The sequence below is a fragment of the Synechococcus sp. BDU 130192 genome, assembly GCF_963876085.1.
GTDB lineage: Bacteria > Cyanobacteriota > Cyanobacteriia > Cyanobacteriales > MRBY01 > MRBY01.
The window spans coordinates 17,526-30,856 of record NZ_CAWNNO010000005.1 but is presented as its reverse complement, the minus strand read 5'-3'; the positions used below and the strand labels follow the sequence as shown (position 1 = coordinate 30,856).

At 49.4% G+C, this 13,331-nt stretch carries 9 protein-coding genes; 4 read left to right on the top strand and 5 right to left on the bottom strand.

From position 1 onward, the window contains the following. The first annotated feature begins 167 nt into the window (after positions 1-167). Together AACT35_RS02160 and AACT35_RS02155 are read left to right on the top strand one after the other, a co-directional pair. Entirely contained in the window at positions 168-1,382 is a 1,215-nt protein-coding gene (locus AACT35_RS02160) for a DUF790 family protein (protein WP_099238706.1), read from the top strand. 155 nt (positions 1,383-1,537) lie between these two features. Next, complete coding sequence (locus tag AACT35_RS02155; protein ID WP_099238652.1) at positions 1,538-2,065, top strand: NADPH-dependent FMN reductase; 528 nt, start codon at positions 1,538-1,540, stop codon at positions 2,063-2,065. Between the two features lie 201 nt (positions 2,066-2,266). On the opposite strand, the gene asnS is transcribed toward AACT35_RS02155, so the two are convergent. The 5 genes from asnS to AACT35_RS02130 form a co-directional block, all read right to left on the bottom strand. Further along, positions 2,267-3,649: an asparagine--tRNA ligase gene (asnS, locus tag AACT35_RS02150; RefSeq protein WP_099238650.1), complete on the bottom strand. Its 1,383-nt coding sequence runs from the start codon at positions 3,647-3,649 to the stop codon at positions 2,267-2,269. Between the two features lie 71 nt (positions 3,650-3,720). Continuing rightward, complete coding sequence (locus AACT35_RS02145; protein WP_012308063.1) at positions 3,721-4,122, bottom strand: thiol-disulfide oxidoreductase DCC family protein; 402 nt, start codon at positions 4,120-4,122, stop codon at positions 3,721-3,723. Continuing rightward, on the bottom strand, positions 4,115-7,657 hold the full coding sequence (gene metH, locus AACT35_RS02140) for a methionine synthase (protein ID WP_099238648.1): 3,543 nt from the start codon (positions 7,655-7,657) through the stop codon (positions 4,115-4,117). Before metH ends, AACT35_RS02145 begins: the two co-directional genes overlap by 8 nt. A 122-nt stretch (positions 7,658-7,779) precedes the next feature. Continuing rightward, positions 7,780-8,820: a bifunctional heptose 7-phosphate kinase/heptose 1-phosphate adenyltransferase gene (locus AACT35_RS02135; protein WP_099238646.1), complete on the bottom strand. Its 1,041-nt coding sequence runs from the start codon at positions 8,818-8,820 to the stop codon at positions 7,780-7,782. A gap of 12 nt (positions 8,821-8,832) precedes the next feature. Next, on the bottom strand, positions 8,833-10,116 hold the full coding sequence (locus AACT35_RS02130) for a TonB family protein (protein WP_099238644.1): 1,284 nt from the start codon (positions 10,114-10,116) through the stop codon (positions 8,833-8,835). Positions 10,117-10,251: 135 nt separating this feature from the next. On the opposite strand from AACT35_RS02130, the gene AACT35_RS02125 reads away from it, so the two are divergent. Further along, a complete protein-coding gene (locus tag AACT35_RS02125) occupies positions 10,252-12,294 on the top strand; it encodes a thioredoxin domain-containing protein (RefSeq protein ID WP_099238642.1) in 2,043 nt (680 codons plus the stop codon). A gap of 69 nt (positions 12,295-12,363) precedes the next feature. After that, positions 12,364-13,323 carry a cation diffusion facilitator family transporter gene (locus AACT35_RS02120; protein ID WP_099238640.1) on the top strand — a complete coding sequence of 320 codons (960 nt, stop codon included), beginning with the start codon at positions 12,364-12,366 and terminating at the stop codon, positions 13,321-13,323. Positions 13,324-13,331: the final 8 nt, after the last annotated feature.

The following is a 13,331-nucleotide window of genomic DNA, read 5'->3' as shown; positions in this document are numbered from 1 at the left end:
TCTTGCGTTTTTTGGCAGATTAATAATTTTTCTATATCTAAGATAACGGATTTGTTAAGGTAATCTGAAGTCTGGATTTGACCTGCTTTGGGCGATTTTGCCCGGTTGAACGGGCCATTGGGACGGATTATTCGCGCCGACGTTTTGTTACAAATTTTACGATTTTTATGCTGCCCACGGATTTACTCATGCACCGTCGCCAGGGGGAGAGCCTCATCCCGAAATATTTAGCTCCCAACAAGCAGGCGATCGCCTTAGCCGAAACCTTAATTGACTGTTTTCAACGGTGTCAGGGGGAAGCGAAAAAAGTCCTCCAGGCGGAACTCCAGGAAATCGAAGGAGATAGCACCGATTTTAAAGTGCAGCGGGGTTTAGCCCACCTGTTGAAAAATCATTTCAGCACCTTTGAAATTATCAGTCCCCTCGAACCCCAGATGTTACGGGAAAAGGTGTTTGCCCAGGCCGCTGCAACGATGCCAATTCCCGAACAACAATGCAAAATCCTGGAGGCGATCGCCACCGAACTTAGCCAAACCCCGGATCAATCCGTCACCCCCGAAGCCGTCGCCACGGGTCTCTATGCCGATTTACCCGAAAATCACATTCTTACGGAGTTTACGGCCCCCAGCCCAAAAGCCCTCATTGACCGCTACAACCTCTCCCAAGTCCAGGGCATTTTCTACAAAGCGAGCCACATGATTATTCATGCCCACCGCAATGACCCAGGGGAATATAAGCTGCTGTTTCGGTATCTGAAGCTATTTCAACTGATGACCTACATCGAAGGAGATGCGGACACGGGCTTTACGATCACCATTGATGGCCCCACTAGTTTATTTAAGGCGAGTACCCGCTATGGCTTGGCGATCGCCAAAATGCTTCCGGCCCTGCTCCATGTGAGCAAATGGCAACTAGAGGCCCACCTGCAATACAAAGACACCTATAGCAACACCATGCGCCAGGGACAATTTAGCCTCGATGACAGTTGTAATCTCGTGAGCCACTATCCCCCCGGTAAACCCTATGACAGCATGCTCGAAGCATCTTTTGTGAAAGGCTGGCAAAAACTGAAAACCGAATGGCAACTTGAACGGGAAGTTGATTTGATTCCGTTGCCGGGGAGTGTAATGATTCCCGATTTTCGTTTGGTGCATCCCGATGGCCAGGAATATCTTTTAGAAATTGTCGGTTATTGGCGACCGGAATATCTTCAGAAAAAATTCGCTCAGATTCGTCGCGCTGAACAACCCAATCTAATCATTGCCATTTCAGACCGTCTCAACCTTCAAAAAGCGGGCGTAAAATTCGACGATTTACCGAACCCAATTATTTGGTTTAAAAACAAACTGCCAGCTAAAAATATTTTGCAAATTATCGCATAAATTTCTATGTTGCTGACGCAATGAAAATGTCTAAATTCCTGACCTGATGAGCCTCTTAATGAATCATCGCCGCACGCGCTGCCCCCAATCATAGAGTTTTAGAAGCTATATTAGAAACGTTGTCATCTATGTCATAAAAATCAGCAAGATCATAAATGAGTTATTTAATTATTGGTGCGAGTCTTAATCCTGAAAGCCGCAGTCAAATTCTCGCAGGGCAGACACAGTTACTGTTGCAAAATCAAGGAAAATCTGCCCAATGGCTGGATCTTAGAAAGCTTGACTTACCTTTTTGCGCCGGGAGAAGCACCTACGATCACCCGAGCCTACCTCCATTGAATGAAATGGTGGCCGAAGCGGAGGGCATCATCGTCGCTACTCCTATTTACAATTACGATGTGAATGCTGCTCTCAAAAACTTCTTGGAACTCACTGGTCAGTCTTGGCAAGAAAAAACGGTGGGTTTTCTCTGTGCTGCGGGGGGAAAATCTAGTTATATGTCTGTGATGTCCTTTGCGAACAATTTGATGTTAGATTTCCGCTGTTTAATCGTGCCACGTTTTGTTTACGCGACGCGGGAAGCTTTTGCGGAAGGAAAAATTATAGATGAAACAATCGAAACCCGATTAGCAGAATTGGTACATGATTTGGTGCGAATCACAGAAGCCTTAAAGACCCAATAAACATAGTTCCTGACAACTGGAATATAGCTAAAGGTTTAAGTTTATCTTTAATCCGATCACACCTTTAGCTAATCAAATTTCCAACCTTATTTATTGCGGCGATCGCCTGCTATTCTGCACTTTAGCAATGTCAGAAATTTCAACAAGATAAACATGTCTTGATTGAATTCATTTGTGAATCGCAAAACTAAAGAACAAACCTTAAAACTCAGCATTTAGAGGGGTGCGGGGGAAAGGAATCACATCGCGGATATTGCCCATCCCGGTCATAAACTGCACCAGTCTTTCAAAACCAAGACCAAAGCCCGCATGGGGGACGGTGCCAAACCGCCGTAGATCGAGATACCACCACAGATCTGCTGCTTCGATGTTCATCTCCTGAATGCGTCGTTCCAGCACATCGAGCCGTTCTTCCCGTTGGGAGCCACCAATAATTTCGCCAATTTTTGGCGCGAGCACATCCATGGCCGCCACGGTTTTCTGGTCATCATTGAGGCGCATATAAAAAGCCTTAATATCTTTTGGATAGTTGCTCACGATCAAGGGCTTTTTAAATAGGTCTTCGGCGAGATAACGCTCATGTTCTGACTGGAGATCGATCCCCCATTCCACTGGAAATTCAAAGGTTTTATTGCTTTTTTCTAAAAGGGCGATCGCCTCGGTGTAGGTAATGCGGGCGAACTCATTCTCGATAATATTTTGAGCCGTGGCGAGGACAGAATTATCAATGCGCTTGTTGAAAAATTCCATGTCTTCAAGGCAAGCTTCCAGCACATACTTGAAGATGTAGCGCAAAAATTCCTCGGCCAAATCCTGGTCGCCGACAATATCGCAAAAGGCCATCTCCGGTTCCACCATCCAAAACTCTGCCAGGTGCCTGGAAGTGTTGGAGTTTTCTGCCCGGAAGGTCGGCCCAAACGTATACACATCTTTGAAAGCCATCGCCATCACTTCTGCTTCCAACTGACCGCTGACGGTGAGATAAGCCGGTCGCCCAAAAAAGTCTTCGGCATAGTCAACGGCTCCTTCTTTTGTCCGCTTCGGATTAGCCAGATCAAAATTGGTGACCGCAAACATTTCCCCGGCCCCCTCGCAATCACTGGCGGTAATAATCGGCGTGTGAGCCCAGATAAAGCCCCGTTCCTGGAAAAATTGGTGAATTGCGGTGGCACAGGCATTCCGCACCCGCATCACTGCCCCCATGGTGTTGGTCTTGCCGCGCAGGTGGCCGATGGTGCGCAAAAATTCAAAGCTATGGCGTTTTTTCTGGAGGGGATAGGTTTCCGGATCTGCTTCCCCGTGGACAGTCACCGCTTTGGCCTGGAGTTCGATGCGTTGCCCTTTACCTGGGGATTCCACCACTAACCCCGTCGCTGTAACTGCAGCCCCTGTATTGAGCTTTTTGATGATGGCTTCGTAGTCGGCCAGATTGCCATCGATAATCACCTGGAGGCCATTCATCGTAGAGCCGTCGCTAATTTCGATAAAAGAAAATCCTTTTAATTCCCGTTTGGTTTTGACCCATCCTTCGGCGGTGATGGTGCTGTTGATGGCGGCGGTGTTGAGGATTTCCTTAATGCGCATGGTCGTTGATCGAGTCTGAGGTAGAGGAACTGAAAACAAGTGCGCCCTTTATCTTACCGAGTTTGAGGGGTTCAGGGCAGAAATGGGGACGGTTTCGTCAAATCCATGGTGCGACAGGTGCGTTGGCCAAACCAGCGGTAACGGTTAGTCGCCACCAGCCGATAGAGCCAATCCCGGAAGTTTTGCGGTAAAGGTCGGGCCAAAGTGAACAGTTGCCAGGGGCCGCCCAGCCTTTGACAAATGGCTAAACAAGCATCGGAGGCATAGTAGGTATTCACCCCATCAAAATAGGCGATCGCCCAGTCTTCTGGATTTTCGGGGAGGGGTGGTAAATATTGCTGGGCCGTTTTTCCTTGGAGGGGAGCGAGATAAAACTTTTGGTCTGGGTCGATTTTGAGCATCAAATCCACAAAACCATTGCAAAGATTGCATTCCCCATCAAAGAAAATAATTGGCTTTGCTTGATCAAACATTGAAGTATTTCGCGACAGGGTGGTAAGTGATGATCGCCGAGGTGGATTGTTCGGGATAGATTTGCTCACTTTCGTCCATGTACATGCCAATGCGGTCGGTTTTCAGGAGGTCTAACTGGGTGTATTGATCCAAGATATTCGGACAAGCCGGATAACCAAAACTATAGCGAGAGCCTTGGTAGCGCTGTTTCAACATATCTTTAATATTGTCGGGTTCAGCATCCCCAAAGCCCAATTCCCGTCGAATCCGAGCGTGACACCATTCTGCAAGGGCCTCTGCCGTTTGGACAGCGATACCGTGGTAGTAGAGATAATCAGTGTACTCGTCAGCGGCAAAGAGTTTTCGGGCGTATTCCGTCGCGACTTCCCCCACGGTCACCGCCTGCATGGGAAATACATCTAAAACTCCCGATTCGGTAGACGCAAAGAAATCGGCAATGCACAGGCGTTTGCCGGATTTTTGCCGGGGAAATTCAAAGCGAGCCACTTCGCTAAGGGTCTGTTCGCTGACATATTCGTCGGGATCATAAATGATCAAGGTGTTGCCTTCCGATTGGCAGGGGAAATAACCATAAATCACTGTCGGATCAAGGATTTTTTCGGCGATCGCCTTTTGTTTCCATTGTTCTAAAAGCGGATGAACGGTGTCTTGAATAAACTGGTCGTATTCCTCTTTAGATTGTTCTTTGGTTTTGCGGAATTGCCACTGACCGACAAACAACGCCTGAAGATCGAGATGCCAAAAAATTTCTTCTAGATCAAGGTCTTCCGCCCGGAGAATTTTTGTCCCCCAGAAGGGAGGCCGGGGACGGGCGATATTATCCTCGACAAATTCAGAACGACGGGTATCGACAACTTCTGGTTCTTGGGATTTGGTTTCTTCGACGGCAATTTCTTCACCATCGCCGCTATAGGTGCGCTGGTTCGCCTCGGCATAGTCCCCTAGGAAACCATCAAAATCGTCCCATTGCTGCTCGGCCTTAGCGGGCATGAGTTTATCCATGAAATGGAGATCAGCAAAGGCATCTTTCCCGTAAATCACTTGTCCTTTGTAGGTATTTTGACAGTCTTGATAAACAAATTTGGGCGTTAAAGCAGCTCCCCCTAGAATCACGGGAACGGTAATGCCTTTTTCGTTAAAGGCTTCTAAATTGTCTTTCATAAAGGCAGTGGACTTTACCAATAACCCACTCATGGCAATACAATCTGCACCATTTTCTTCGTAGGCTTGGATAATGTTTTCAACGGGCTGTTTAATACCCAAATTAATCACTTTATAGCCATTGTTAGACAGAATAATATCAACTAAATTCTTACCGATATCGTGGACATCGCCCTTCACGGTGGCAATGATAAATGTGCCTTTGCCGCTATCATCACCTTCTTCTTTATCCATGTAGGGTTCGAGGAAAGCCACGGCAGCTTTCATGGTTTGGGCTGACTGCAAAACAAAGGGTAATTGCATTTGGCCAGAGCCGAACAGTTCACCCACAACTTTCATGCCGTCGAGCAGGAAAATATTAATAATATCAAGGGGGGGATATTGCTCCAGAGCTTCAGTTAAAGCCTCTTCTAAACCGAGTCTTTCACCATCAATAATGTGCTGTTTTAAGCGTTCATTAACAGGCAGATTTTTATCAATGGCTTCGGATTTTTTCGCTTTTTTACCAGCAAATAATTCAGTGAGTTTCGTTAGCGGATCGTAGGTGCAAACTTCCCCCTCAAATTCGCGGCGATCGCCAATCAGATCGCGACAAATTTTGATATGCTCTGGATCAATTTTCGCCATCGGTAAAATCTTACTGGCACTCACAATCGCCGAATCCATTCCCAACTGCATCGCATCATGCAAAAAGACAGAGTTCAACACCTGGCGCGCTGCCGGATTTAGGCCGAAGGAAATATTAGAAACCCCAAGGATGATATGACATCCTGGCAATTCCTTGTGGATTCTTTCAATCGCGTCGAGGGTCGCCTGTCCGTTGTTTCTGTCTTCCTCAATCCCCGTGGAAATCGGTAAAGCCAAGGGATCAAAGAACACTTCATGGGCGGGAAGGCCATAGGCGATCGCCGCATCATAGGCACGTTTGGCAATCTCAAATTTTTTCTCGGCGGTGCGGGCCATTCCTTCTTCGTCGATGGTGCCGATCACCACCCCGGCCCCGTATTTTTTCGCCAAGGAAAGCACCTGATAAAAGCGTTCTTCGCCGTCTTCGTAGTTGGTGGAATTAAGGATACATTTCCCGCCAGCCACCTTTAAACCAGCCTCCATTTTTTCCCATTCGGTGGAGTCAAGCATCAAGGGCAGGGTGACGTTATTCACCAAGCGGGAAGCCAATTCATGCATATCGCGCACCCCGTCCCGCCCGACATAATCGACGTTCACATCGAGGACATGGGCACCTTCTTTTACCTGGGATTTGGCGAGGGACACCAGGCTATCCCAATCCTCTTCGTTTAATAACGTGCGGCATTTTTTCGAGCCACTGGCGTTTAAGCGTTCGCCGACAATTAAAAAGGAGTTGTCTTGGATATAGGGTTGGGGACTATAGATCGAGGCCGCAGCGGGTTCATATTCAGGGTGACGCTCTTTTGGCGTGAGTTCAGCCGCAATTTCTGCTAGGGCTTGAATATGTTCGGGGCGCGTCCCACAACACCCACCGATCACCTGGACACCGAGATCCTCGACGAAGTGCATCATTGCCATTTTCATTTCGAGGGGGGTGAGCTTGTAGTGGGCCTGGCCGCCAACGTTTTCGGGCAATCCAGCGTTTGGGATACAAGACACGATAAAGGGGGAATGCTCCGACAAATATTTAACGTGTTCCTTCATTAGGTCGGGACCAGTGGCACAGTTCAACCCTAAAATGTCAATCTTGTAGGGTTCGAGAATGGCAACGGCGGCGGCAATCTCAGTGCCGACCAGCATTGTGCCCATGGTTTCCATCGTCACCGAGACCATGATCGGCAGGCGATCGCCTTTTTTCGTAAAGGTGCGTTCAATGCCATTGAGGGCCGCTTTAATTTGCAATACATCCTGGCAGGTTTCCACGAGCATCAGATCTGCGCCGCCATCATAGAGACCTTCGGCCTGTTCCGCAAAGGCATTTTCTAGGGTGTCGTAATCAATGTGGCCCAAGCTCGGTAATTTTGTCCCTGGCCCAATAGATCCGGCGACAAAACGGGGTTTTTCGGGAGTCGAAAATTCTGCCGTGACGCTTTTGGCGAGTTCTGCGGCCGCTTTATTCAACTCATAGGCCTGATCAGCAAGGTCATATTCCGCGAGCACCACCGATGTACCACCAAAGGTATCCGTTTCGATCACATCGGCCCCAGCCGCTAGGAAAGCACGATGTACCGTGGCCACGGCTTCCGGCTTGGTTTTGACTAAATATTCATTACAGCCTTCATATTCGGCCCCCCCAAAATCTGCCGCCGTCAAATTCTGTACTTGCAGATTGGTGCCCATTGCCCCATCAAACACAAGGACAGGACGCTCAGGACTATGTAGGCGATCGAGGAAGGCACTTTTCATGGAGAAATGTTTCGGCGGTATTAGGATAAAAATAGATAATGGCGTCCTATATTTTAACCTGATTGCCCGGCCTGGGTTTGCTCATTTTCTCCAATTAATTGCGCAAAAGAGCTGCTGGAAGACTAATTTTCCAGACCTTCATCCAGCAACAATTGCAAAGTTTCCTGCATCTCTGTTACGGAAGTCGTCGCTGTGCCAAAAGTTCTCACAACAATACTCGCACCAAGGTTGCCCAAAACCGTTGCTTCCCAAGGTGTTGCCCCAGCACAAAAACCTAGAACCCAAGCGGCGACCACCGTGTCCCCAGCGCCTGTAACATCGAAAACGTCAGTCTGATTGAAGGCTGGAATATATTCTTCCTGTAGTTGATTATCTACAGAATGGAAAAGGCTCATGCCATCTTCCCCACGGGTAATTAACATAAATTTCGCTTGAGTTTGCTCTAGAAGCGTTTGAGCCGCTTGATTGAGGGCAGTGGGGGTTTCGATAAGTTGTCCAACGGCCTGTTCTGCTTCTGGTAAGTTTGGTGTAAAAACCATCGCTCCCCGAAAACGGTGTAAATCCCTTTGGGCATCGACAATCACATGGGGGTGCTCAAGGGCAGCTTCAATAACAGCTGCGTTGAAAACACCATCCCCATAGTCAGAGCAGACCACCGCATCAACGTGGGGAATTTGACTGCGTATATAAGCGACTAATTGGCTTTGAATTTCGTGACTGGGGAGGGCATCGGATTTACGGTCAATGCGGACAATTTGCTGGGTGACAGACTGGCGGGCGTGGCCTGAGATTCGGGTTTTGGTAACGGTTGGACGCTGGGCTTCATGGATAATGCCAGTGGTATCGATACCCGCAGCAGCAAAAATTCGGCAAAGGGCTTCTCCCTGGGAATCCTGGCCGACAATCCCAGCTACTTTAACCTGAGCACCAAGTTTTGCAAGATTGTAGGCAGCGTTGGCCCCACCACCTGGAATTTGTTGGGTATGCTCATGGCGGAGGATTAACACTGGAGCTTCTCGGGATAGTCGCTCCACGGCACCTACCAAAAATTCATCGAGGGTTAAGTCGCCGATGACGAGCACTTTAACCCGCTGAAAATCAGCCAGACAGGCATTAAGGCGATCCTGGTGCGCCTGTAGTTTTTGGAAAAAAGCTGGGGTCATTGCAGGGATAAGTTAAGGAGTTTCATCGGGGGCGATCGCCTCAGTTTCAGTTGAAGCCTCCGGTGCTTTCGGGGTCGTACGCGCTGGGGCTGGCGGATTAGCCGGAGTCGAGTTTGTTGAATTGGTGGGGGCAGGTTGGGGTTTCGGCATAAACGCCGCACAAAAAGCGGGTTCGTATCTATAGTTTACGCTGACCCGGTAGTTGCTATTTTTCCCATCAAAACGGGCGTTACGAATATCTTGACTCGCTTGGTTATCCAAGGCATTTGTCCCAGAGCTTTGCACCAGGTTCCATTGGGAAGGACTACCTTCTGGGGACACGGTGACATTGTAAGTCGCGGTACCGCTAGCTTGGCTACTACAGGCCCCCTTGGGATAGTTTCCTGTCAGGCTACGATTGACTGCGGCTGTATTGCGGGCCGCCGTTTGGTTTGGGGGCGGTGTGTTGGCGCTGGGTGTGGGAGGGCGGTTATTCGTATTATTCGTGCCACTATTACCGTTACTATTGCTACTGCCATTGTTATTGCGCAGTTCCCGTGGCTTGAGCAAATCGGCATCAAAGTACACTTCACCCCTGTTGGGGTTATTGGTGCGGGGTTGGAGGGCGATCGCCGCTTCTTCTTCCAGTCGCCGTTGCCGTTCCACTAATTCCGGGTCGGGTTTGGTGGGAATCGTGAACTGTTGCTGTTGGCCAGAATTTCCATTGGGTCTGGGGGGTGTCAAGGTCGGTAAAGCGCCCCGCTCTGTCTCTGTTGGTGCATTAGGAAGCTGGGAACTGGTCTGGTTCGGAACGTTCGGTGGTGGCGGTAAAAAGCTCATATTCCGGGGGGGCGGCGGCGGTGCAAACCCGGTATAGCTACTGGAGATTGGGGGCGGACTGAGGGGAATAAAGGAAAAACTATCTTGCCCTAGACTAGGAGCCATGGGGGTCGGTAGGGTATTAAGGCCAGTAATGTACGTCCCGTTGGGATTCATTCCCTGACCACTTAAGCCAGACAAGTCTAAATTGAAATCTGGGCTCGCCTCGAAAATTGATAAATCTAAAGATGCTGTTGTCGAAGGGAGACGATTTTGCACCTCCGGGGGTAAATCCACCACCCTCACTACCGAACGCTCCTGGGACTCTGGGGGCGCATTGTCAAAGCTGGCCCACAGGGGAATCGTCGCTGCCGCCAACCCATGCAAGGCAATGGAACCGATGACGGCTGCTCCCTGGGGACGCCGGGCATAATCACCCAAATTTCTGAAGCTTTGGAAGAATTGGTCTCTGGGGCTAGCGAGGCTTTTGTCTAACATGAATCCAAAGGGGGCCGAGGGCAGATAGATGGCAAAAGATTGCTGTTCGATTCTAACTGATCACCCTGGCAAATTTGGCACAGAATCCATTCGCTAGAATGCCTTTAGAAATTCTTTCCAGGAGCAGCACTTTCCATGGCGAATCGCTTGGCCGACACCAAAAGTCTCTATCTCCGCAAACACGCGGATAATCCCATCGACTGGTGGTATTGGTGTGATGAGGCTTTGGCCCAGGCAAAGGCAGAAAATAAGCCCATTTTTCTCTCCATTGGTTATTCTTCCTGCCATTGGTGCACTGTGATGGAAGGGGAGGCGTTTTCTGATCCAGAAATTGCCACCTATTTAAACGAAAATTTTTTACCAATCAAAGTGGATCGCGAGGAACGGCCAGACATCGACAGCATCTATATGCAAGCGTTGCAACTGATGACGGGGCAAGGAGGCTGGCCGCTAAATATTTTCCTGACGCCGACTGATTTGATGCCGTTTTATGGGGGCACCTATTTCCCCGTCTCGCCCCGGTATAATCGCCCTGGATTTTTGGATGTGCTGACGTCTCTGCGACGATTTTTTGATGAGGAGCCGGAGAAACTCCAGGAGATTAAAACTGAAATTTTCACAATTTTAGACCGTTCTGCTCAACTGCCCCAGGGCCAAGCGCCCCTCGATCAAAATCTGTTTCTCAAAGGCCTAGAGCCTTGTACTGCCATTGTGGGCCGGGGTGATGCGGGGCCAAGTTTTCCGATGATTCCCTACGGGGCGATCGCCTTACAGGGAAGTCGTTTTACCTCGAATGCGCGCCACAACGGTTTGTTAGTGAGTACCAAACGGGGTTTAGACCTTGCCCTGGGGGGAATTTATGACCATGTGGGGTGCGGCTTCCATCGCTATACTGTCGATCCCCATTGGACGGTGCCCCATTTTGAAAAAATGCTCTATGACAACGGGCAAATCACTGAGTTTCTCGCCAATTTGTGGGCGGAGGGGGTGACGGAGCCGGCCTTTAAAACGGCCCTAGAGGGAACCGTCGCTTGGCTCGCCCGGGAAATGACAGCCCCCCAAGGCTATTTTTACGCGGCCCAGGATGCCGATAGTTTTCTCGATGCCGGGCACCCAGAACCAGAAGAAGGCGCTTTCTATGTCTGGGATTATGACGAGCTCCAGACGCAACTCACGGCGGCACAATTTGCTGAATTGGAACAGGCATTTTTTATTGCGCCGGACGGTAATTTTGAGGGGAAAATTGTTTTAAAACGACGGCAGTCCACAGAAATTTCAGAGAGCTTGCAAGGCATTCTTGATCAATTATTTACAGAGCGCTATGGTACGCCCCGGGAAGCCCTCGACCAGTTTCCCCCCGCCCGCGATAACACCACAGCAAAGGCAACATCTTGGCCCGGCAGAATTCCGGCGGTTACAGATACGAAATTAATTGTGGCTTGGAATAGTTTGATGATTTCGGGATTGGCACGGATTTATGGGGTTTTGGGCCTCGAAAAAGCTTGGGAATTAGCCGTCAACTGTGTCAATTTTATCCTCGAACACCAATGGCAAGGGGGGCGCTTATATCGGCTAAATTTTGATGGGGAAGCTGATGGGATGGCCCAGTCGGAAGATTATGCCTTTCTTATTAAAGCCCTACTGGATTTGCAGACCAATCACCCTGAGCAGACGCATTGGCTCGAAAAGGCGATCGCCCTCCAGACAGAATTCGATCAGCAGTTCTGGTCAACGGATTTGAAGGGGTATTTCAACAACCGCCAAAGTCCCGAACTCTTGATCCAAGAACGCAGTTATCAAGATAATGCGACCCCTTCGGCTAATGGTGTTGCCATCTGTAATTTGATGCGTCTTTTCTTGCTTACAGAAAATACCCAGTACCTCGACCGCGCCACGGATGCGTTGCAGGCCTTTGGGTCTGTGCTCGAAAAATCCCCACAACAGTGCCCCACATTACTTTTAGCCTTGGATTGGTACTTACATGGCACCGTCGTAAAAGCGAAGCCGCAGCAATTGTTGAAACTCAGAAAAACCCTATTAAATACGGTGGTGCTTAAACCCACCCAGGAATTGCCTGCCGGGAGTATTGCCCTGGTGTGTCAAGGGTTAAATTGTTTAGAACCTTGTCGCAGCGAAAGTCAATTGGCGACTCAGCTTCAAACAAGTTTACAGCGGTGAGGGGTGTGAATTAAGCAACTTCGGTTACGCTGGATTTGCGATTCAATCCGTCTTCTCCCCATAAGCACCATGCCAGAGCATAGTCATTCCTCGCACCACTTGCCCCAAGATAATCGCCGGGAGGTACGGCGGGTGTTGTGGTTAACGTTGTGGCTAAACTTGCTCGTGATGACGTTAAAGGCTGTGGTGGGTTTGATCACGGGTTCCCTGAGTCTCCAGGCGGACGCTCTCCATAGTTTTACGGATAGCGCCAATAATGTGCTGGGCTTATTTGCCAATAAGTTCTCTTCACCGGAACCCGACCGGGATCACCCCTATGGGCACCAAAAGTTTGAAGCAGTCGGCGCTTTGGGGATTGGGATGTTTCTGGGGATTGCCTGTTTTGAAATTTTACAGGGGGCGATCGCCAAATTAATTGCTGGGCAAAGTGAGATCAGCATCAGCCTGGGGGAACTGAGTTGGCTCATTGTCGTGCTGGGAATCAATATTTTTGTGGCATTCTATGAGCGGCGGGCAGGCCAACGGGTAGGCAGTGCGATTTTACTCGCCGATGCCAAACACACCATGAGCGATATTTGGGTGACGATCCTTGTGATGCTGGGTCTCTTGGGGGTCTGGCAAGCGAAGGTTTGGGGGCTACCACAACTGCAATGGTTAGATGTGGTGCTGGCATTTCCCGTGGCCGCTTTAGTATTTAAAAGTGCCTGGGAAGTGCTCACCGATAATTTGCCCTGGTTAGTCGATGAAATGGCGATCGCCCCCGAAGCAATCCACAAACAAGTGATGACAATTCCTGGGGTGATTAATTGCCATGACATTGCGTCACGGGGTTTGCGCGGTCGGCAAGTCTTTATTGAAATGCACCTCATTGCCGCCGCCGAGGATGTGGCCACTGCCCATGCCATTAGCGAAAAAGTTGAACGTCACCTAGAGCAAGTCTTCGCCCCAGCGAGGGTCATCGTTCACATCGAACCCAAAGCTTATAGCTCCGATCACATCGGCTTTGATGGCACCTCTTCTCACCCATAAAAAAGCCC

Excerpts from the sequence above, each read along its gene's own strand:
- AACT35_RS02160 (WP_099238706.1), top strand. The coding sequence starts at position 168 with ATGCTGCCCACGGATTTACTCATGCACCGTCGCCAGGGGGAGAGCCTC.
- AACT35_RS02155 (WP_099238652.1), top strand. The coding sequence starts at position 1,538 with ATGAGTTATTTAATTATTGGTGCGAGTCTTAATCCTGAAAGCCGCAGT.
- asnS (WP_099238650.1), bottom strand. The coding sequence starts at position 3,649 with ATGCGCATTAAGGAAATCCTCAACACCGCCGCCATCAACAGCACCATC.
- AACT35_RS02145 (WP_012308063.1), bottom strand. The coding sequence starts at position 4,122 with ATGTTTGATCAAGCAAAGCCAATTATTTTCTTTGATGGGGAATGCAAT.
- metH (WP_099238648.1), bottom strand. The coding sequence starts at position 7,657 with ATGAAAAGTGCCTTCCTCGATCGCCTACATAGTCCTGAGCGTCCTGTC.
- AACT35_RS02135 (WP_099238646.1), bottom strand. The coding sequence starts at position 8,820 with ATGACCCCAGCTTTTTTCCAAAAACTACAGGCGCACCAGGATCGCCTT.
- AACT35_RS02130 (WP_099238644.1), bottom strand. The coding sequence starts at position 10,116 with ATGTTAGACAAAAGCCTCGCTAGCCCCAGAGACCAATTCTTCCAAAGC.
- AACT35_RS02125 (WP_099238642.1), top strand. The coding sequence starts at position 10,252 with ATGGCGAATCGCTTGGCCGACACCAAAAGTCTCTATCTCCGCAAACAC.
- AACT35_RS02120 (WP_099238640.1), top strand. The coding sequence starts at position 12,364 with ATGCCAGAGCATAGTCATTCCTCGCACCACTTGCCCCAAGATAATCGC.